Raw genomic sequence first — 18,294 nt, 5'->3', positions numbered from 1 at the left:
GAGGATGCACGGCGCCCTGCCGGTTTGACAAAGTTCGTTGCCGAAACTGCAATGGATTCATGAGCGAACCGATCGAGGACGTGCTGGCGGGCGTGGGCGAGCGGCTGCGGCGGCTGCGCCGGGAGCGGGAGGTGACGCTGTCCGCGCTCGCGGAGTCGACCGGCATCTCGGTGAGCACGCTGTCGCGGCTGGAGTCCGGCAAGCGGCGGCCCAGCCTGGAGCTGCTGCTGCCGCTCGCGCAGGCGTACCAGGTGCCGCTGGACGAGCTGGTGGGCGCGCCCGAGGTCGGCGACCCGCGCATCCGGCTGCGGCCCCAGAAGCGGGGCGACCTCATCGTCATGCCGCTGACCCGGCGCCCCGGCGGCATCCAGGCGTTCAAGATGATCCACCCGGAGCGCCACGGGAAGCCCGAGCCGGCCACGCACGGGGGCTACGAGTGGCTCTACGTCCTGAACGGGCGGCTGCGGCTCATCCTCGGCGACCGCGACCTGGTCCTGGAGCCGGGGGAGGCCGCCGAGTTCGACACCCGGCTGCCGCACTGGTTCGCGGGCGTCGGCGGCCCGGCCGAGGTCCTCTGCCTGATGGGGCCGCAGGGTGAGCGCATGCACATGCGCGCTCAACCCAAACGGAAGTGACATACATTGGCTTTCCGTGCAGACCGCCCGAACCCCCCACCAACCCCTGGAAGTCGGAGAACGCAGGACCGCCCCCGTCGCGTGGGCGCTGTGGGGCGTGGGCATCGCCGCCTACGTCGTGGCCATCCTGCACCGGACGTCGTTCGGCGTCACCGGCGAGGACGCCCTGCACCGGTTCGGCACGCCCGCCGGGATCCTCGCCACGTTCACGGTCGTCCAGTTGCTCGTGTACGCGGGGCTACAGGTCCCCGTCGGGCTGCTGCTCGACCGCGTCGGCCCCCGCCGGATGATCGCGGGCGGTGCGCTGCTGATGGCCGCCGGGCAGACGCTGATGGCCGTCGCGACGTCCGTCCCGCTCGCCGTCGGCGCCCGCGTCGTCGTCGCGGCCGGGGACGCCATGACGTTCATCAGCGTGCTCGGCATCGTCGGCGCGTGGTTCGCGCCGGCGCGCGTCCCGGTCGTCACCCAGCTCACCGGGCTGCTCGGGCAGCTCGGCCAGATCCTCAGCGCGATCCCGCTGGTCGCGCTGCTGCACGGCCCCGGCTGGGGCACCGCGTTCGGGTCGGCCGCCGCGCTCGGCGTCCTGGTCGGCGTCCTCGCGTTCGCCGTGCTGCGCGACGCCCCGCCCGCCGCGCGTCCCGCACCGTCCCCGGCGCCGCGCGAGCTCGGCCGCGACCTGCTCGCCGCGTGGCGCCAGCCCGGCACCCGCCTCGGCCTGTGGACGCACCTGGTCACCCAGTTCACCTCGAACACCTTCGCCCTGATGTGGGGGTACCCGTACCTGGTGTCCGGGCAGGGCATGGAGCCCGCGACCGCCTCGACGCTCCTCACCGTGTTCGTCCTGGCCAACATGGTGTCCGGCCCCTACATCGGACGGCTCGTGGCGCGGCACCCGCCGCGCCGTTCGTGGCTCGTCCTCGGCATCGTCGGCCTCAACGCCGCGGCCTGGGCGGCGACCCTCGCCTGGCCGCCGCCCGCGCCCGCGTGGCTGCTGGTGATCCTCGTCCTGTGCGTCGCCCTCGGCGCCCCCGGCTCGATGGTCGGGTTCGACTACGCCCGCACCTTCAACCCGCCGGGACGGCACGGCGCCGCGACCGGCATCGTCAACGTCGGCGGCTCGGTCGGCGCGCTCGTCACGATCCTGCTGATCGGGATCGTCCTCGACGCCGTGTCGCCGGGCGGGGAGTACACGCCCGAGGCGTTCCGCGTCGCGTGGACGGTCCAGGCGCTCGTCTGGACGGTCGGCGTCGCGGGGGTCCTGCGCACCCGCCGCCTCGCGCGCCGCGACCTCGCCCGCCTCGGGGCGGCCGGTTCACCGGGCGAAGCCGTGCAGCAGCGCGCGGACCACGCCTGACGGGTCGGGCTGCGGCACGCCGATGAGGCCGCGGTAGACGACCAGGCCGACGAACATGTCCGACAGCAGCCACAGGTCGGCGTCCGCGGAGAGCTCGCCCCGGGCGATCGCCCGGTCGTAGATAGCCCAGCTCCTGGTCATCCGGTCGCGCATGGCGGTGCGCAGGATCTCGCCGACCGCCGGGTCCCGGCCCGCCTCCCCGAACGTCTCGCGCGTCCGCTCGGCGATCCCGGGCGCGTTCCAGGCGGCGAGCGTCTCGGTGACGATCACGCGCAGGTCGCCCTCCAGGGAACCGGTGTCGGGGACGGCCGTTACCTGGGCGTCCATCGCGGTGCGGAGCGCGTCGAGCATCATGTCCCGCTTCGTGGCGTAGCGGCGGAAGACGCTCGCCCGGCCCACCCCGGCGGCGGCGGCGACCTCGTCCATGGTGAACGACGGCCCCTTGCCGAACAGCAGCTCCACCGCCGCCCGCTTGATGCGCGCGTCCACCGCGGGATCGGGCTTGCGTCCGCGAGCCATCATTGTGATACTCCTAGTATCAGATACTTCAAGTCTCAGATTGGGTGCCGAACATGAGAGTACTCATCGCCGGAGCGGGTGTCGCGGGACTGAGCGCCGCGCGCGGCCTGACCCTGGCCGGGCACGACGTCGAGGTGTACGAGGCGGCGCCCGAACTGCGCACCGAGGGCGGCTCCATCTCGATCTGGCCCGCCACCGTCGGCGTCCTGCGCGAGTTCAAAGTCGACCTCGACGGCGCCGGGCGCCGCCTGGAGGCCATGGTGAGCCTGTCGACGCGCGGCCGCCGCCTCGGCACGATCGACCTCACCGCCGCCGCGCGCGCGTTCGACGGCCTCCCCGCCCTGCACATCGCCCGCCGCGAACTCGTCGAACGCCTCGCCGACGGCGTCCCCGTCCACTACGGGCACGAGATCGCCGACGTCGACCCCGACCGCGCCGAGATCACCTTCGCGCACGGGACGACCGCGCGCGGCGACCTGCTCGTCGGCGCCGACGGCCGCCGCTCGGTCGTCCGGCGGGCCCTCGGCGGCGGCGAGGCGCGGCTCAACGGCTGGGTCACCTGGCAGGCGTTCACCACGCTGCCCACCGACGTCGTCGGCGGGGCGCGGACGCTGATGGTCTCCAACGGGCGGTCCCTCGGCAGCATCGCCCCCGCCGGGCACGGCCGGGCCCTGTGGTGGTTCGACCTGCGCGCCAAGCCCGGAAGCCGCTTCTGGGGCGACGCCCCCGACATCGCGGACCGGCTGCGCGCCCGGTTCGGCCGCTGGCCCGAACCGTTCCCGACCGTGCTCGAACACGCCCGCGACCTCGGGTTCTACCCGCACCACCTGCACCGCGTGCCGTCCGTCTGGGGGCGGGGCCCGACCACCCTCCTCGGCGACGCCGCCCACACGATGCCCCCCGCGATGGCGATGGGCGCCGCGCAGGCCATCGAGGACGCCTGGGCGCTGAGCCGCACCCCCGAAGACCCGCGCGCCTACGAGCGCGCCCGCGCCAAGACCGTCCGCCGCGTCGCCCGGATGGTCGCCACCGAGATGCCCAGCCGGCAGGGGCCGCTCACCGGGATCGTCCCCGACGCCCGCTCGGCCAAGTCGTACGTCAAGTGGCTCCGCTCCGCCACCGACTACTTCTAGGCCCGCAGCTCCAGCGTGCAGCACTTCGGGCCGCCGCCCGCCTTCCGCAGCTCCGACAGATCCACCGGAACCGGCTCGTACCCCCGGTCGCGCAGCGTGCCGATCAGCCCCTCGGCCTCGGCGTTGATCACCACGTTGCGTCCGTCGCAGACGGCGTTCAGCCCGAGCACCGCCGCGTCCCGCTCGTCCGCCAGGACAGCGTCCGGGAACAGCCGCTCCAGCACCGCGCGGCTGCCGGGCGAGAACGCGCCCGGATAGTAGGCGACATTGTCGCCGCCCAGCGGGAACAGCGCCGTGTCCAGGTGGTAGAAACGCGGGTCCACCAGCCGGAGCGTCACCACCGGACGCCCGAGGAACTCCTGGGCCTCCTGGTGCGCGGCGATCTCCGTCCGGAAACCCGTCCCGGCCAGGATCACGTGGTCGAGCGTGAGGAAGTCCCCCTCGCCCTCGTTCGTGTGCTCCGCCTCGAGCACGTCCGCGAACCCGTTCGCCCGCAGCCACGCCGCGTACGCCGGCCCCTCGGCCCGCCGCTCCGCGTGCGCGAACCGCGCCCCGTACACCCGGCCGCCCACGACCAGCGCCCCGTTCGCCGCGAACACCATGTCCGGCAGCCCCGGAACCGGATCGATCAGGCTCACCTCGTGCCCCAGCGCCAGGTACGCGTTCCGCAGCGCCTCCCACTGCGCGACCGCCCGTCCCGCGTCGGCGCCCGCCGCCGGGTCCATCCACGGGTTGATCGCGTACGTGACGGCGAAGTGCTCCGGGCGGCACATCAGATAGCGCCGCCGCAGCGCGGTCCGTGCGGGTGCGGGCTCCATCGCCGGCATGACGGTCATGCGTGTCTCCACAGGCTTTCCGAAGAGGGGATTCGACTGATCGAAAGCTTAAGAACCGAGACGCCGCGAACCAATGCGCGAACCTTGCGCCCACCTGCCGCTTCGTTGCTACTTCACCCCCACTCCGAGCGATTCGTTGCGCCGCCTCACGTCCCGAGCAGTTCGTGCAGCCCCCAGCCCTCGGGATCGTCCACCACCGTCATGGCCAACTGCGCCCTGCTCGCCAGGTCCAAGGGCCCGGCGCCCCCGGCCGCGTACCCGTGCGCGACGCGGTCCAGCGCCGCGCCCACGAGCGGTCCGGCGGTCCGCAGCGACGCCCGCAGCGCGATCGACCTCGTCGAACCCCCGTGCAGCACGATGTTGCGCTGCCGGTACAGCCGCCGCAGCGCTCCGCGCAGGTATCCGTTCACGCGGCCGAGGGCCTGGCGCGGGTGATCGACCAGCTCCCGCATGCGCTCCAGCACCGCGAGATCGGCGGGATCGAGATCCGGCAGGGACGGACGCGACCGCAGCCAGCGGACCAGGATCTCCACCCGCACCCGGTTCTCGTTGCCGGCGCGTTCCAGTTCCCGGCGCAGTCGTGCGTCCACGTCCAGCAGCGCCGTCCGATAGCTGAGCGACGTCAGCTCCGCCCGCGGCCACCCCGCCGCCACGAGCGCCGCCGCCCGATCGGCGGCGACCGCGCGGCCCTCCTCCCGGTCCCGTTCGTCGGTGTCGCAGAACAGCAGTGATTCAAGCGCCGCCCACGCCCCCGCGACCGCGGTGCTCGGAGAACTCCCCGTCAGCGGAGCGGCGAGCTCCAACGCGTCGTCGAGCCGGAAACCGTCCCCCGCCGCCATGGGGCCGTCGTAGAGGACACCGGCCTTCTCCAGGGACTGGACGGTGACCGCCGGGTCGCCTCGCTGCAACTCCTGCGGCTGCGCCATCCCCTCAACGAAGAGCCTCGGATGGGCATCGAGCGTCCGGCGTCCCCTGAGATAGCGGACCCGGTTGCGCAGTCTGTCGAAGATCTCCGTCATCTCCACCACGGCCATATGGGGATCCCGGGCCTCGACCTGGAACCGGAATCCGCCGCTGACCCGTGACCCGGAGTGCCGGGTAATCGGAGAAGTGCTCCGCGAGCAGGCGACCGACCGTCTCCTGGTCGAGCCAACGCGTGGAGCCGAGCGCGACCTCCGGCGACGGCACCTTGCCCTCCAGGACGACGAACCCCGTGTAAGCCCGCTTTCCGCGTGCCTGAAGCTCGATCAACAGTTCGACCAGGTCACGGACGTCGGCGTCATGCGCGAGTCGGGACTTGATCACCCGCCGGAGATGGTCCTGGTGGAACCCCTGGTCCAGCATGTGCGAGGCGATGCTCCTGGCCGCGCGTTCCACGTTGTAGGCGCGGCCCGACACGACGACCTCGTGCCACCTCTGCAGATAGCCCTCCTCGACGAGGTCCGCGAGCAGTCGCAGCGCGCGTTGCCCGCGCGTCCCCGTTTTCAGCGGACGCTTGCATACCTCGTTGAGCTGCCTGCGCACCTGCCCGTCCCGGACGGCCGCGTCCGTGCCGAGGCGGGGCAGCAGGGACTCGCGCGCGTACCAGGCGGTCGCCGCCGGAGACAGCACCTGGCGGGAGACCCAGTCCGCCGCCTCGACCGCCTCGCGTAGCGCCAGTACCGTGCCCAGGTCCCACAGGCGCCGTTGCCACGGCTGCCATGACTCCAACAGCTCGCAGACGCGCGCCTTGAGAAGATCATCCCGCCCGGCCATGCACTTCCCGTCCGTATAGATTGCCGTCACGCTGGGTATCGCGTACTCTGTAGCCACGAGCTAAGGCAGGGGAGTCGCCCGTGAGGGCCGCTCCCCATCGCCTTTTCTGGGCCTTGGTCCGAACCCTCGTCATTCTCTTGCCGGTCAGTGGGCGTCTGCTACCGATTCCGTGATGTTCCTATTACTGTTCGTGCACGCGAAGGCCGCCGTGGCCTCCGGGTGGGAGGGCACGGCGGCCGGGGGTGGACGTCGTCAGGTGACCGGGGTGTCGACGAGGTAGACCTTCGGGGACGGGGTTTCGCAGGTGGCTGTGGCCCGCGTGGAGCCGTTGAAGGTGAACGTCGCGGCCGCGTCGCCCATCGACACCGCCACCGACTTCGCGCCCGCGTTCGCCGCGTACGGGCCCGCGGTCAGCGTGCCGTCCGCGGGCAGCGACAGGACGATCTTCTGATCGCGGACGAGCCGGACGTTCGGGATCTCGATGCCGCCCTCGGCCACGTTGTCGACCGCGGGGGACCCGCCCTCCACGTAGAGATCGAGCTTCGTCACCTCACCGGACGCGCTGGTGTAGCCCATGTCGATCAGCTTGTTCACCGTTTCCGCCGGGATGGTCAGCGCCCCGGACGCGTCGGTGAACGAGAAGCTCGACCCGCGCCTCATCGACAGCGGGAAGTTGCCGCCCACCGCGATGCCGACGTCCAGCGGCGTCCCGCCGAGGCTGCACTCGTACGGCGCGTTGATGATGCCGACGACCTCGTTCGAGTCCGGCTCCGGGAAGTCGAGGGGCGCGCCCTGGATCTTCGCCGGCGGCTGCCCCGCCGGCCCGCCGACCGCGACCCGCAGCAGCGCGTTGCCCTTCGTCGCCTTGCAGTCGGCCTTGATCGGGAGGCTGAACCCGGCGGACGAATTCAGGTCGACCTCCGCGACCGCCCCGTCGAACTTGAACGTCACCGCCCCGCCGTTAGGCGCCGTGTACGGCCCGACGTCGAACGTGCCCTCCAGCGGCAGCCCCACCTTCAGCGGCTGCCCGGCCTCGATCGGGATGTCGTCGATCTCGAACGGGTCGCCCTCCGCGATGTTGATCGTCTCCGGCGTCGCGTTCGCCGCGCCGATGCTGAGGTTCGTGACCCGCGCGTCCGCCGACGTCAGGCCCAGGATGGGCGCGAGCGACGTCAGCCACGACGGGAACGTGATGCTGCCCGACCCCTGCTTCAGCCAGAACTCCTGACCGGGCCCGAGCTGGACGGGCGCGACGCCCTGCACGTCCACGTCCGTCGGCAGGTAGAACACCGGGATGCCGGCCAGCGAGATCGTGCAGCCGATCGGCAGCTTGAACCGTCCGGTGTCCACCCCGACCGCGGGGACGATGTCCGGCGGCAGCGCGTGCGCGGGGACGGCGACCGTCCCCGGCAGCAGCGCGGCCACCCCGACGACCAGGGCCGCCAGTCTGCGCCTGAGTCTCATGAGGGACTCCCTTCAAAGGTACTTACGGGTACCCCGATGGCAGGAATGATGACGACGGCCCCGTTTGCCCGATATCGAGATCCCTGAGCCTTCTCAAAGAATCCGTTGGCACTCCCGAACGGAAATCCCAGCGTCTCTCGGGCGCCCCAGGGAAATGGGATGACGGCCGCCGGAGCGTCCGGTTAGCGTCCCGGGCATGGACGATCACTTCGGTGAGCGGGTCGCGGCCGCCTACGACGAGACGGAGGCGGAGATGTTCGCCCCCGCGGCGATCGACCCCGCCGTCGACCTCCTGGCCGGACTCGCCGGGGACGGCCGCGCCCTCGAACTCGGCATCGGCACCGGCCGCGTCGCGCTGCCGCTCGCCCGCCGCGGCGTCCCCGTCCACGGCATCGACCTCTCGCCCGCCATGGTCGCCCGCCTGCGCGCCAAGCCCGGCGGCGACGCGATCGGCGTGACGATCGGCGACTTCGCCACGACCCGCGCCCCGGGCACGTTCACTCTCGCGTACCTCGTCTTCAACACCGTCAACAACCTGACCACGCAGGACGCCCAGGTGTCGTGCTTCGAGAACGCCGCGGCCCACCTCGGACCCGGCGGGCGTTTCGTCATCGAGGTCGGCGTCCCCGCCCTCCGCCGCCTTTCGCCCGGCCAGACGATGGTCCCGTTCCACGCCGGCCCGGCGACCTGGGCGTTCGACCGCTACGACACGGCCACGCAGGCGATGAGCTCGAACTACCTCACCGTCGAGGGCGGCCGCGGCGAATGCCGCTCGATCCCGTTCCGCTACGTGTGGCCGTCCGAACTCGACCTGATGGCCCGCATCGCGGGCATGGAGCTCGTCGACCGCTGGTCCACCTGGACGCGCGCCCCGTTCACGCACGAGAGCGAGCACCACATCTCCGTCTGGCGCAGGATCACCCGATGACCGCCCACACGACCTTCCCGACCCCGGTGCCGGACGGACGAACGCCCGACTCCTTCGCGTAGGCCGCGACGATCGCGAGGCCTCGCCCGTCCAGGTCGTCCGGTCCGGCCCGCCGAGCCCGCGGAAGTTCGGGCGAGGGATCCCAGCACTCGAACAGCGCCGACCCGTCCCGCACCGCGACCCGGACCCGTATCTCCCGCCCGTACGCCGCTTTCACCGCGTTCGTCACGATCTCGCTCGCCACGACCACCGTGTCGTCGATGGCCGCCCGCCCGAAAGCCCAATTGGCGAGCGCGTACCGGACGAGTTCACGAACGAGAACGACAGACGACTCCACCGCGAGCAGACCCATCCGCATTTCGTCCGGTCATCACCCTGGACACGACGGGCCTTTCCACTCCTCAAGGCTCATGGTCGAGAGGTCGCCTACGCTGGAGCCCAAATCGGTGGACGTCTGGTCGAGGCCGGTGACGAGGTCGCCGCGTTCGGGATAAAGTTCGATCAAATTGGGGCATTTGCCCTATCTCGGGATGGTTCCCGGGAGCTGATCGAGCAGACGATGGGGATGTACCTGTGAGCGTGTGGAGGAAGAGTTCCTACACGGGCAGCGCCAACGACGAGGTTTGCGTCGAGGTGGCCGACATGGGCGGGGCCATCGCCGTCCGCGACTCCAAGGATCCGGACGGGCCGCGCCTGGGGTTCGCGCGTGAAGCGTTCGGCGGCCTGCTCGATCGCATTCGCCGGGGCGAGTTCGACCGCTGAACCACGGGGCCGTGGTGACGTCGCCGGTTGATACGACCCCGAGGCGGCGAGGGACGATGTCGGAAGTGACGCGTGATGACGTCGAATGGGTCGCGGACGGTGAGACGCGGGCCTTGACCCGGACGTCGAGGACGACGAGTACGTGTCGAGGGGCTACGGCCCGGCCCTTCTCCTTGCGGATCTGATCACCGGCGTCGTCCCGCGCCGGGAGGCGTTCGCCGGTGAAGTCCCGTCCGCCGTGATCGAACCCTGGTTCAGCCCGGCTCCGCCCTCTCTCGGCCACGGCCCCGGGGGCCCCGGCCATGCGCGCGGCCCTTGAAGCCGCCCCGGCGCATGTGCAGCGCGCGGTCGCCGCGCGCGAGGCGATGCGGCTGGCGGCCGTCCTGGATCTCGACGGCACCCCGGGCCTCGCCGAGGCGGTCGCCGCGGCCGAGCGGGGGGAGCACGTCACCGTGTCCCCGACTTCCGGCCTCGGCGTGCACGTCCGCTCCTGGCTGGAGCGATCATGCCAGGCAGGGCGGTCACTCAACGACTTCGCGCACTCCAAGGTGAACGACGACGAGCGGAATGCCGCCTACATGCCGGGCTGGTTCGCGGAAGCGCTGAACGCCGCGCTGTGGCCCGAGCCGCACGCGGCCGCCCGTGCCGCGCTTCGCCCGCTCACGCAGGGGCCGCCCCTCCTCCGCGATCCCGCCTGGGAGGCCGCCGTCCTGGAGATGCTCCGCAACGGCGCGGACTCGGCATGACGGCGGACGTCAGGTAACCGGCGACCGGCTTCGCATCGATCTGGAGCCGGACCTCTACAGGGCGAGCGCGTCCCACCGGGAAGCCGGTGAGCCTCGTGCGGTTCCGGCCGGCCGGTGAGCGAAGGGCCGGTTCGGCAGAGGATGTGACCACGCGGTCGTTTCTCTCGAGGGGCGCCGGAAGGGTTCCGCGGGCGGCCAGGTGAAAGGCGAGACGCCGTACCGTGTGCAGGCCGGAGCGGCTTCCCACGTCGAGCCATTCGACGTCCTGCTCGTTCAGCCGCGGTTCGTCCCATGGACGGGCGCCCTGCCGACGCCTTCCGACAGACGCGGAGCGGAGTACTGGACGAGCTGTTCGTTAACGTACTTGTAGTCTGCTCGGCGGCCGGATGATGTGGGCCCGTGTCGGCGTATAGCTCAAAGTCAACCCATAGTCAACCGTTGACGGGCCTGGTGTGACCTCTTACGCTCGCGTACACCCTGAGCGAAAACATACAGGGTGTTCAGTTATGGAGGTCGGATCTTGGAGATCGCTGCGAACGGTGGGGTCGCGCTGGGCGAACGGTTCGTCGCGCGGGGGACGGCGTTGTTGCCCGAGTTGGTGGCCCTCCGGCGGGCGATCCACGCCGAACCGGAGGTGGGGCTGCACCTGCCGGAGACGCAGCGGAGGGTGCTGGACGCGCTCGCGCCGCTCGGCCTCGAGGTGCGCACCGGGACGGCGCTGACCTCGGTGGTCGCGGTGCTGCGGGGCGGCCGTCCCGGTCCGGCCGTGCTGCTGCGCGCGGACATGGACGCCCTGCCCCTGCGGGAGGACGCCGACGTGCCGTTCCGGTCGGCGAACGGCGCGATGCACGCGTGCGGGCACGACATGCACGTCGCGGGCCTGGTGGGCGCCGCGCGCCTCCTCCACGAGCACCGGGACGAACTCGCCGGCGACGTCGTGTTCATGTTCCAGCCGGGTGAGGAGGGGTTCGGCGGCGCGCCGCTGATGCTGGACGAGGGGGTGCTCGACGCGGCTGGGCAACGTCCGGTCGCGGCGTACGCCGTGCACGTCGGGCCCGGTCCGCGCGGCACGTTCGTGACCCGGCCGGGCACCGTCACCGCGAGTTCGACCACGTTCGAGGTCGAGGTGTCGGGGCGGGGCGGGCACGGGTCCCGGCCGCACGAGGGCGTCGACCCGGTGCCGGTGCTGGCGGAGATCGTGCTGGGCCTGCAGAGTTTCGTGACCCGCCGGTTCGACGTCTTCGACCCCGTGGTGCTGTCGGTGACCAACCTGGCCGCCGGGACGGGCGCCGCGAACGTCATCCCGGATTCCGCGCGCCTCAGCGGGACGATCCGGACGATGTCCCCCGAGGCCCTGGCCAGGGTCGAGGCGGAACTGCCCGGGTTCGTCGCCGGGATCGCCGGGGCGCACGGCGCGACGGCGACCACGGAGATCGTCACCGGGTACCCGAGCGTCGTCAACGACCGGGCCACGACCGCCCGTGCGGTGGACGTGCTCCGCGCGTCCTTCGGGGACGCCCGGGTCGTCGAGGCGCCGAATCCGACGATGGGCGCCGAGGACTTCTCGTACGTCACCCGGGACGTGCCGGGGACCATGCTGATGCTGCTGGCGAGTCCGCCCGGCCTCGACGGCCCGCCCGCGCCGAACCATTCCCCCCGCGCGGTGTTCGACGACGGCGTCCTCGGCGATCAGGCCGCGGCGCTCGCGCTGCTGGCCGCCCGGACGCTCGCCGGGGACGCGCGGTGAGCGCCCCCGTGAAGACGGCCGCGCCCGCGGCGGCGGGGCGCGGCGGACGGCTGTCGCGCGGCAAGAACCTCGGGCTGCTCACCGCGTCGACGTCGATGGACAACACCGAGGCGAGCCTCACCACGGTCATGTTCCCGCTGATGCGGGACGCCTTCGGGCTGTCGGGGGCGGCGCTGGGCCTGATCACCGCGGTCACCAAGGTCGCGGGCGCGGTCACCAGCGTCCCCTGGGCGATGCTCGCGCGCCGGTTCCCGCGGCGGACGGTCCTGGCGGTCTGCTCGGGATTCTGGGGCCTGTGGATCATCGCGGCGGGGCTGTCGCCGAACTTCGCCGTATTCCTCGTGCTCTACGGCATCGGCGCCGCCGGTTTCGCCGGATCGGGGGCCATCGCGCTCGAGATCCTCGGCGACGTGTACGACGATCACCACCGTGGCCGCGCCACCGGGATCCTGTACGCCGGGGTGGCGATCATCACCGGGAGCAGCGCGCCGCTGTTCGGGATGCTGTCGCACTTCGACGAAGGCTGGCGCTACGGGTACGTCATCTCCGGCACGATCTGCCTCCTGGTCGGGGTGCTGATCCTGACCCTCCTGGACGATCCCCGGCGGCCCGTCGAGAGCGCGCCGCGGGGCACCGGGTTCGACGCGCGGAAGGCGGGGCAGGACCTGCGCGAACTGCTGCGCATCCGCACCTTCCGCTACATGCTGGTGCAGCGCCTCTTCTCCGGCCAGAACGTGATGATGTCGTTCGGCATCGTGTTCCTGGTGGACGAGCGCGGGTTCTCGACCGCGACGGCCTCGGTCATCGCGCTGCCGTTCGCGCTCGGCTACATCGTGGGCACCCTGCTCGGCGGGCGGCTCCTGGACCGGCTCCAGCGGGTCCTGCCGCGCAGCGGCCGGGTGGTGATGCTCCAGGCGAGCCAGCTCGCCTTCGCCGCCGTCGCCTGCGCGACGCTGTTCATCGCGGTGGACGGCATCGCGCCGTACATCGGGCTGTTCGCGGCCGTCGGGCTGTGCCAGGGGCAGGTTCCCGTCGTGCACCGGCCGCTGGTGATGGCCGTGGTGCCGCCGCACCTGCGCGCCGTCGCGTTCGCGGTCTCCGTGTACGTGGTCGAGTCCGTCGCCATCGGCGGGTACGCGCTGCTCACGGGGCACCTCGGGGACCGGTTCGGGCTGCAGTACGGGCTCCTGGCCACCACGGTCCTGCTCACCGCCGCGAACGGCATCGCCTCGGCCGCCCTCTACCGCCCGTACGCCCGCGACTTCATCGGCGCGGACCCCCGGGACGTCCCGGCCGCCGCGGGCTGAGGCCCCGGGGGCGGGCGCGAAGGACGTACCGGCGAATCGCCACGCCGCCGGACGTCCCGAGGCCGCGACAGTAAGGTTCCGGCGTGGACTGGGTGGAGCGGATCACGACGGTCAACCAGTGGAAGCGGGGCGACAAGCGGGCGCCGCACAAACCGTTGCTGCTGCTGTACGCGCTCGGCCACTTCCAGAACCACGGGGACGAGCCGATCGTCTACCGCGACGCGGAAGACCGGCTGCGGCACCTGCTGGACGAGTTCTGGCAGAAGGGCAGCAGCCCCGCCTACCCGTTCCACCACCTGACGAGCGACGGCTTCTGGGACGTGCGGACGCCCGACGGCGGCGGGAGCCCCGGGCCGAACGTGGGGCCGCTGCGGCGGTCGGGCGCCGCCGGGCGGTTCGCGGACGACCTGGCGCGCGACCTGCGGGACGATCCGGGTCTCGCGGCACGGCTCGGCCGCGCGATCCTGGACGCGAACTTCGAGCCGTCGCTGCACGAGGAGCTGTGCGCGGCGGTGGGGCTCGCCGTGGACGGCCCCGACGGGATCCGCCGGCGCGACCGGGAGTTCCGGCGCGAGGTACTGATCGCCTACGAGTACCGGTGCGCGTTCTGCGGGTTCGACGGTGCCCTGGAGGGGACGGCCGTCGGGCTCGACGCCGCGCACGTCCAGTGGTGGGCGTTCGACGGGCCCGACGAGGTCGCGAACGGCATCTGCCTGTGCGTCCTGCACCACAAGCTGTTCGACAAGGGGGTGCTCGGGATGACGGCGGACCGCCGGATCACCGTGTCGACGATGTTCGTGGGGCGCGGGGAGGCCGCGCGGACGCAGGTCATCGGGCTCGCGGGCCGTCCGGTCGGGCCGCCGCAGCGGGCGTTCCCGGCCGTGGCCGCCGAGCGGGTGGCCTGGCACGGCCGGGAGGTGTTCCGCGGCGCGCCGCGCGCCGCCTGAGCGGGGCGTGCCCGGCGGGGCGGGCACGCCCCCGCGCTCAGAGGTTGATCATGTGGCCGGCGAGGCCGTGCACGGCCTCCTTGACGGCCTCGCCCAGCGTCGGGTGGGCGTGGACGTTGCGGGCCACCTCGTGGACGGTGAGGTCCCACTGCTGGGCGAGGGTGAGCTCCGGCAGCAGCTCGGTGACCTCGGGGCCGATCAGGTGGGCGCCGAGGATCTCGCCGTACTTGGCGTCGCTGATGACCTTGACGAAGCCGTCGCCCTCGCCCATCCCGAGCGCCTTGCCGTTGGCGCTGTAGGGGAACTTGGCGACCTTGACGTCGAAGCCCTGCTCCTTCGCCTGCGCCTCCGTCCAGCCGAACGAGGCGATCTGCGGCTGGCAGTACGTGGCGCGCGGGATCATCACGTAGTCGAGCTCCATCGTCTCGGCGTCCGCGATGGTCTCGGCGGCGACGATGCCCATGGCCTCGGCGGCGTGCGCGAGCATCAGCTTGGCGGTGACGTCGCCGATGGCGTAGATGTGCGGGACGGACGTGCGGCAGCGGCCGTCGACGTCGATCGCGCCGCGCTCGGTGAGCTGCACGCCCGCCTTGTCGAGGCCGTAGCCGTCCACGTTCGGCTGGAAGCCGATGGCCTGCAGGACCTTGTCGGTCTCGATGACCTGCTGCTCCCCGGCCTTGCCGGTGACGGTGACCTTGACCTTGGGCCCGGAGTCGTCGATGGAGTCGACGCGGGTGGAGGTCAGGACGTCGATGCCGAGCTTGCGGTACCGCTTGGCGAGCTCCTTGGAGACGTCGGCGTCCTCGTTCGGCACCATGCGGTCGAGGAACTCGACGATCGTGACCTTGACGCCGTAGTTGTGCAGGACGTAGGCGAACTCGACGCCGATGGCCCCCGCGCCCGCGATGACGATGCTCTCGGGCAGCTCCGAGCTGAGGATCTGCTCCTCGTAGGTGACGACCCGCTCGGACAGGGACGTCCCGGGCAGCAGCTTGGTGTGCGCGCCCGCGGCGATGATGCAGTTGTCGAAGGTGACGGTGTCGGACGAACCGTCGGCCTTCGCCACCTGCAGGGTGTTGGAGTCGGTGAAGGCGCCCCGGCCCTCGTAGGAGGCGATCTTGTTCTTCTTCATCAGGAACTGGACGCCCTTGACGAGCTTGTCCGAGACCTGGCGGCTCCGCTGGAACGCGACGCCGTAGTCGAAGGACACCCGCCCCTCGACGTTGATCCCGTAGGTCTTCTGCTCCTGGGTGAAGATGTGGGCGAGCTCGGCGTTGCGCAGCAGCGCCTTCGAGGGGATGCAGCCGACGTTGAGGCAGACCCCGCCCCAGTACTTCTCCTCGATGATCGCCGTCTTCAGCCCGAGCTGTGCCGACCGGATCGCGGCGACATATCCACCCGGGCCCGCGCCCAGGACCACGACATCAAAGTGTTCGCTCATGTTCAGTGACGATATTCCGCCGCGGGCGGTGCTCGCATCCTGGTCGTACGGGAGAGGCGCGGCGGCGGGCGGGGGACGTGCGGGGCGGGTGCGGGGAGACGACGCCGAGGGGCCCGTGCGGTCACGTACTGTTGTCCTCACGGACGGTGGAACAGGGCGAGGTCGCCCGATCGTTGTCGGCAGATGTCCGTCCCACCCGGAACCCGGAGGAGAAGACGAGTGCGGATCCCCAAGCGCGTCAACGCCGTCCTGGACTGGATGGAGCAGCACTCGCGGGCGCTCGCGGTCGTGTTCGTGCTGGTCGTGCTGGTGATCGTCCTCGTGGCCCTGGTGACGGCGCTGGTCCCGCCCGCGGTGGGCCTGCCGATCGCGGGATTCGTCCTCGGCGCGTCCGCGGGCGGCTACATGATGCACGCCCGGATGGCGCGGCGGGTGGCGCGGGTCCGCCGGGAGGTGGACGACCTGCTGCGCGAGAACGGGGCGCTGCGGCACCGGTACAACGTCCTGGCCAGCGGGGTGATCACCCGGGAGGCGCAGGAGACGCAGGCGATCGTCCCGATCCCGGAGGACGACCTGCTGGACGTGTCCGACGACCCGCAGCGGACGATGAACCTGCCCGAGCTGACCGACGAGCTGCTCGGCCTGGGCGACGACGACGCGGACGACGACGCCGCCGACGACGCGGCCGACGACGTCGGCGCGGCGGGCGGCGACCCCGCCGGGGACACCGCCGACCTCGAGGACGCGGGGGATCCGCGCAGAGGGTGACCGCTTCGCACCCCCGCGTTAGCTTTGTCGATCTTCGGGCAGGCTCCCTGGCCGGGAGGTGCCGATGAGCTCTGAGTCGGGGGCGGCCCCCGCGGAACCGGCGGGCGGTGAGGCGGAGGTCGACGAGGCGGCGGTGCGCAAGGCCGTGATCGCCTCCGCGATGGGGAACTGCATCGAATGGTTCGACTTCGGCGTGTTCAGCGCCGGGGTGATGACCGCGATCATCGGGGACGTCTTCTTTCCCGAGGATTCGGCCGGCAGCGCGACCCTGCGCTCGTTCGCGCTGATCGCGGCGGCCTTCCTCGCCCGGCCGTTCGGCGGGCTGTTCTTCGGGCCGATGGGCGACAGGCTGGGCCGCAAGCGGGTGCTGGCCACCACGATCATCCTGATGTCGGGCGCGACGTTCGTGATCGGGATCCTGCCCAGCTACGCGGTCATCGGCATCGCCGCGCCGCTGGTGCTGCTGGCGGTACGGCTGATCCAGGGCTTCTCGACGGGCGGCGAGTACGGCGGCGCGGCCACGATGATCGCCGAGTACGCGCCGACGAACAAGCGCGGGTTCTACGGCAGCTTCCTCGAGCTCGGCACGCTGATCGGCTACATCCTCGGCGCCGGCCTGGTGCTGCTGATGACGGTCCTGCTCGGCGACGACGCGATGCGCGACTGGGGCTGGCGGATCCCGTTCCTCATCGCGCTGCCGCTCGGCCTCGTGGGGCTCTACGTCCGGACCCGCATCGAGGACACGCCGACGTTCCAGAAGATGGAGGAGGCGGGCAAGAAGGCCGCCTCGCCGCTGAAGGAGACGCTGGTCCACTACAAGCGGCGGATCCTCCTGCTGATCGGCATCGTGTTCCTGCTGAACATCGCGGACTACACGATGCTGACGTTCATGCCGTCCTACCTCATCGACTACCTCGACTACGACGACACGTCGTCGCAGCTCGTCACGATCGGGGTGGAGGCGGTGATGATCCTGTTCATCGTGCCGCTGGGCGCCCTGTCGGACCGGATCGGCCGCAAGCCGCTGCTGATCGCCGCGGCGATCGGCTTCTTCCTGCTGGCCTGGCCGGCGTTCGCGCTGATGCAGACGAACGACACGCTGGGCGTCCTGGCCGGGTACGCGATCATCGGCGGGCTGCTGGTGCTCATGCTCGCGGTGATCGGCTCGACGTTCCCGGCGATCTTCCCGACGAACGTGCGGTACGGGGCGTTCGCGATCGGCTACAACATCTCGACGTCGCTGTTCGGCGGGACGACCGCGGTCGTGGTCGGCTCGATGATCAGCGTGACGGGCTCGAACTACGTGCCCGCCTTCTACCTGATGCTCGCGGCGCTGGTGGCGTTCGTGCCGATCCTCAAGATCCCGGAGACGGCGCGGGTGCCGATCGACCGGGTCGGGAACGAGGACGCCCCGGAACTCGCGGGCTCCGGGGCGAAATGACGAATTTCTGCTGATTTACCCCGGGGTGATCGATTATTTCGATTCCCTCGGGGCGGTCGTCGCGGTCAGCGGGCGAAATACCGGCGGGCCCAGCCCGCCAGCGTTCCTGCGATCACCAGTCCGGCGACGGTCTCGATCGCGAGTGCGGTCCACACGATCACTGGGGGCCTCCTCTCGGGTCCGACCGGGCCCCGCCTGCCGGGACCCGTCGCGCCTCAGGCAGAACACCAATATGCGGCGGATGTATCCGTGCCCGGGCCGCCGAAACCGGTGATTTGTATCACTTTGCACCGTCCTGACCTGCGATGAAACCTCACCCGAGGGTAAAAGCGGCGGCCGTCGCCCCGCGCGCCGGACGTCCGGACGATCGTCCGCGGGCGCGCCATCACGGAAGGGTGCGAGTCCTGTGACCCCGAGGTAAAGCAACGGTGAAGGTGATCGCACGTTGCGCCCAAGTGATTACGGTCGGTAGCGTCACGGTTGGCCGACCGGACGGCGCGGCGAGAAAGAA

Annotated in this window: 18 protein-coding genes; 11 read left to right on the top strand and 7 right to left on the bottom strand. The window is 71.5% G+C overall.

All coding sequences use genetic code 11. The features are described 5' to 3' along the window. Positions 1 to 59 precede the first annotated feature (59 nt). Positions 60 to 635 carry a helix-turn-helix domain-containing protein gene (locus ACFQ11_RS13465; protein ID WP_378298624.1) on the top strand — a complete coding sequence of 192 codons (576 nt, stop codon included), beginning with the start codon at positions 60 to 62 and terminating at the stop codon, positions 633 to 635. Positions 636 to 651: 16 nt separating this feature from the next. Then, the gene (locus ACFQ11_RS13460) at positions 652 to 1,989 is read left to right on the top strand and encodes an MFS transporter (protein WP_378298623.1); all 1,338 of its coding nucleotides are present in this window, start codon (positions 652 to 654) and stop codon (positions 1,987 to 1,989) included. On the opposite strand, the gene ACFQ11_RS13455 is transcribed toward ACFQ11_RS13460, so the two are convergent. Beyond that, positions 1,948 to 2,511 (bottom strand): TetR-like C-terminal domain-containing protein, encoded by a 564-nt coding sequence (locus tag ACFQ11_RS13455; RefSeq protein ID WP_378298622.1) that lies wholly within the window; start codon positions 2,509 to 2,511, stop codon positions 1,948 to 1,950. The genes ACFQ11_RS13460 and ACFQ11_RS13455 overlap by 42 nt on opposite strands. A gap of 50 nt (positions 2,512 to 2,561) precedes the next feature. On the opposite strand from ACFQ11_RS13455, the gene ACFQ11_RS13450 reads away from it, so the two are divergent. Beyond that, on the top strand, positions 2,562 to 3,641 hold the full coding sequence (locus ACFQ11_RS13450; protein WP_378298621.1) for an FAD-dependent oxidoreductase: 1,080 nt from the start codon (positions 2,562 to 2,564) through the stop codon (positions 3,639 to 3,641). Here the strand turns inward: ACFQ11_RS13450 and ddaH are convergent. The 4 genes from ddaH to ACFQ11_RS13430 form a co-directional block, all read right to left on the bottom strand. Further along, positions 3,638 to 4,477, bottom strand: a complete 840-nt coding sequence (ddaH, locus tag ACFQ11_RS13445) for a dimethylargininase (protein ID WP_378298620.1) — start codon at positions 4,475 to 4,477, stop codon at positions 3,638 to 3,640. The genes ACFQ11_RS13450 and ddaH overlap by 4 nt on opposite strands. Positions 4,478 to 4,623: 146 nt before the next feature. Then, on the bottom strand, positions 4,624 to 5,403 hold the full coding sequence (locus tag ACFQ11_RS13440) for a hypothetical protein (protein ID WP_378298619.1): 780 nt from the start codon (positions 5,401 to 5,403) through the stop codon (positions 4,624 to 4,626). A gap of 4 nt (positions 5,404 to 5,407) precedes the next feature. Next, entirely contained in the window at positions 5,408 to 6,262 is an 855-nt protein-coding gene (locus ACFQ11_RS13435; RefSeq protein ID WP_378298618.1) for a hypothetical protein, read from the bottom strand. A gap of 222 nt (positions 6,263 to 6,484) precedes the next feature. Beyond that, on the bottom strand, positions 6,485 to 7,696 hold the full coding sequence (locus ACFQ11_RS13430; protein ID WP_378298617.1) for a DUF6801 domain-containing protein: 1,212 nt from the start codon (positions 7,694 to 7,696) through the stop codon (positions 6,485 to 6,487). Positions 7,697 to 7,892: 196 nt separating this feature from the next. Between ACFQ11_RS13430 and ACFQ11_RS13425 the strand changes: the two genes are divergently transcribed. Further along, positions 7,893 to 8,624 carry a class I SAM-dependent DNA methyltransferase gene (locus ACFQ11_RS13425; protein ID WP_378298616.1) on the top strand — a complete coding sequence of 244 codons (732 nt, stop codon included), beginning with the start codon at positions 7,893 to 7,895 and terminating at the stop codon, positions 8,622 to 8,624. Here ACFQ11_RS13425 and ACFQ11_RS13420 read toward each other — a convergent pair. Beyond that, a complete protein-coding gene (locus tag ACFQ11_RS13420) occupies positions 8,614 to 8,976 on the bottom strand; it encodes an ATP-binding protein (RefSeq protein WP_378298615.1) in 363 nt (120 codons plus the stop codon). The two genes, ACFQ11_RS13425 and ACFQ11_RS13420, sit on opposite strands and share 11 nt — an antisense overlap. Before the next feature lie 221 nt (positions 8,977 to 9,197). Between ACFQ11_RS13420 and ACFQ11_RS13415 the strand changes: the two genes are divergently transcribed. The 5 genes from ACFQ11_RS13415 (at position 9,198) to ACFQ11_RS13395 (ending at position 14,133) form a co-directional block, all read left to right on the top strand. After that, complete coding sequence (locus tag ACFQ11_RS13415; RefSeq protein ID WP_378298614.1) at positions 9,198 to 9,386, top strand: DUF397 domain-containing protein; 189 nt, start codon at positions 9,198 to 9,200, stop codon at positions 9,384 to 9,386. Positions 9,387 to 9,688: 302 nt separating this feature from the next. After that, on the top strand, positions 9,689 to 10,132 hold the full coding sequence (locus ACFQ11_RS13410) for a hypothetical protein (RefSeq protein WP_378298613.1): 444 nt from the start codon (positions 9,689 to 9,691) through the stop codon (positions 10,130 to 10,132). A 520-nt stretch (positions 10,133 to 10,652) separates the two neighbouring features. Next, entirely contained in the window at positions 10,653 to 11,879 is a 1,227-nt protein-coding gene (locus ACFQ11_RS13405) for a M20 metallopeptidase family protein (RefSeq protein ID WP_378298612.1), read from the top strand. Further along, positions 11,876 to 13,186, top strand: coding sequence for an MFS transporter (locus ACFQ11_RS13400; RefSeq protein ID WP_378298611.1), 1,311 nt, complete (start codon positions 11,876 to 11,878; stop codon positions 13,184 to 13,186). The genes ACFQ11_RS13405 and ACFQ11_RS13400 overlap by 4 nt, the downstream gene beginning before the upstream one ends. 83 nt (positions 13,187 to 13,269) lie before the next feature. Next, positions 13,270 to 14,133, top strand: a complete 864-nt coding sequence (locus ACFQ11_RS13395) for a phosphorothioated DNA-binding restriction endonuclease (RefSeq protein WP_378298610.1) — start codon at positions 13,270 to 13,272, stop codon at positions 14,131 to 14,133. A gap of 37 nt (positions 14,134 to 14,170) precedes the next feature. On the opposite strand, the gene lpdA is transcribed toward ACFQ11_RS13395, so the two are convergent. Continuing rightward, positions 14,171 to 15,574, bottom strand: coding sequence for a dihydrolipoyl dehydrogenase (gene lpdA / locus ACFQ11_RS13390; RefSeq protein ID WP_378298609.1), 1,404 nt, complete (start codon positions 15,572 to 15,574; stop codon positions 14,171 to 14,173). A 219-nt stretch (positions 15,575 to 15,793) separates the two neighbouring features. On the opposite strand from lpdA, the gene ACFQ11_RS13385 reads away from it, so the two are divergent. Further along, complete coding sequence (locus ACFQ11_RS13385; RefSeq protein ID WP_378298608.1) at positions 15,794 to 16,342, top strand: hypothetical protein; 549 nt, start codon at positions 15,794 to 15,796, stop codon at positions 16,340 to 16,342. A gap of 64 nt (positions 16,343 to 16,406) precedes the next feature. Beyond that, positions 16,407 to 17,783, top strand: a complete 1,377-nt coding sequence (locus ACFQ11_RS13380) for an MFS transporter (RefSeq protein WP_378298607.1) — start codon at positions 16,407 to 16,409, stop codon at positions 17,781 to 17,783. Positions 17,784 to 18,294 lie beyond the last annotated feature (511 nt).

The sequence above is a fragment of the Actinomadura sediminis genome, assembly GCF_042675525.1.
Lineage (GTDB): Bacteria > Actinomycetota > Actinomycetes > Streptosporangiales > Streptosporangiaceae > Spirillospora > Spirillospora sediminis.
Note: the sequence above shows the minus strand (reverse complement) of the source record. Positions and strands in the feature narration are given on the sequence as shown.

Bases quoted from the DNA above. Each gene is read 5' to 3' on its own strand.
- ACFQ11_RS13465 (WP_378298624.1), top strand. From the start codon at position 60: ATGAGCGAACCGATCGAGGACGTGCTGGCGGGCGTGGGCGAGCGGCTG.
- ACFQ11_RS13455 (WP_378298622.1), bottom strand. From the start codon at position 2,511: ATGATGGCTCGCGGACGCAAGCCCGATCCCGCGGTGGACGCGCGCATC.
- ACFQ11_RS13450 (WP_378298621.1), top strand. From the start codon at position 2,562: ATGAGAGTACTCATCGCCGGAGCGGGTGTCGCGGGACTGAGCGCCGCG.
- ddaH (WP_378298620.1), bottom strand. From the start codon at position 4,477: ATGACCGTCATGCCGGCGATGGAGCCCGCACCCGCACGGACCGCGCTG.
- ACFQ11_RS13440 (WP_378298619.1), bottom strand. From the start codon at position 5,403: ATGGCGCAGCCGCAGGAGTTGCAGCGAGGCGACCCGGCGGTCACCGTC.
- ACFQ11_RS13430 (WP_378298617.1), bottom strand. From the start codon at position 7,696: ATGAGACTCAGGCGCAGACTGGCGGCCCTGGTCGTCGGGGTGGCCGCG.
- ACFQ11_RS13425 (WP_378298616.1), top strand. From the start codon at position 7,893: ATGGACGATCACTTCGGTGAGCGGGTCGCGGCCGCCTACGACGAGACG.
- ACFQ11_RS13420 (WP_378298615.1), bottom strand. From the start codon at position 8,976: ATGGGTCTGCTCGCGGTGGAGTCGTCTGTCGTTCTCGTTCGTGAACTC.
- ACFQ11_RS13410 (WP_378298613.1), top strand. From the start codon at position 9,689: ATGCGCGCGGCCCTTGAAGCCGCCCCGGCGCATGTGCAGCGCGCGGTC.
- lpdA (WP_378298609.1), bottom strand. From the start codon at position 15,574: ATGAGCGAACACTTTGATGTCGTGGTCCTGGGCGCGGGCCCGGGTGGA.
- ACFQ11_RS13380 (WP_378298607.1), top strand. From the start codon at position 16,407: ATGAGCTCTGAGTCGGGGGCGGCCCCCGCGGAACCGGCGGGCGGTGAG.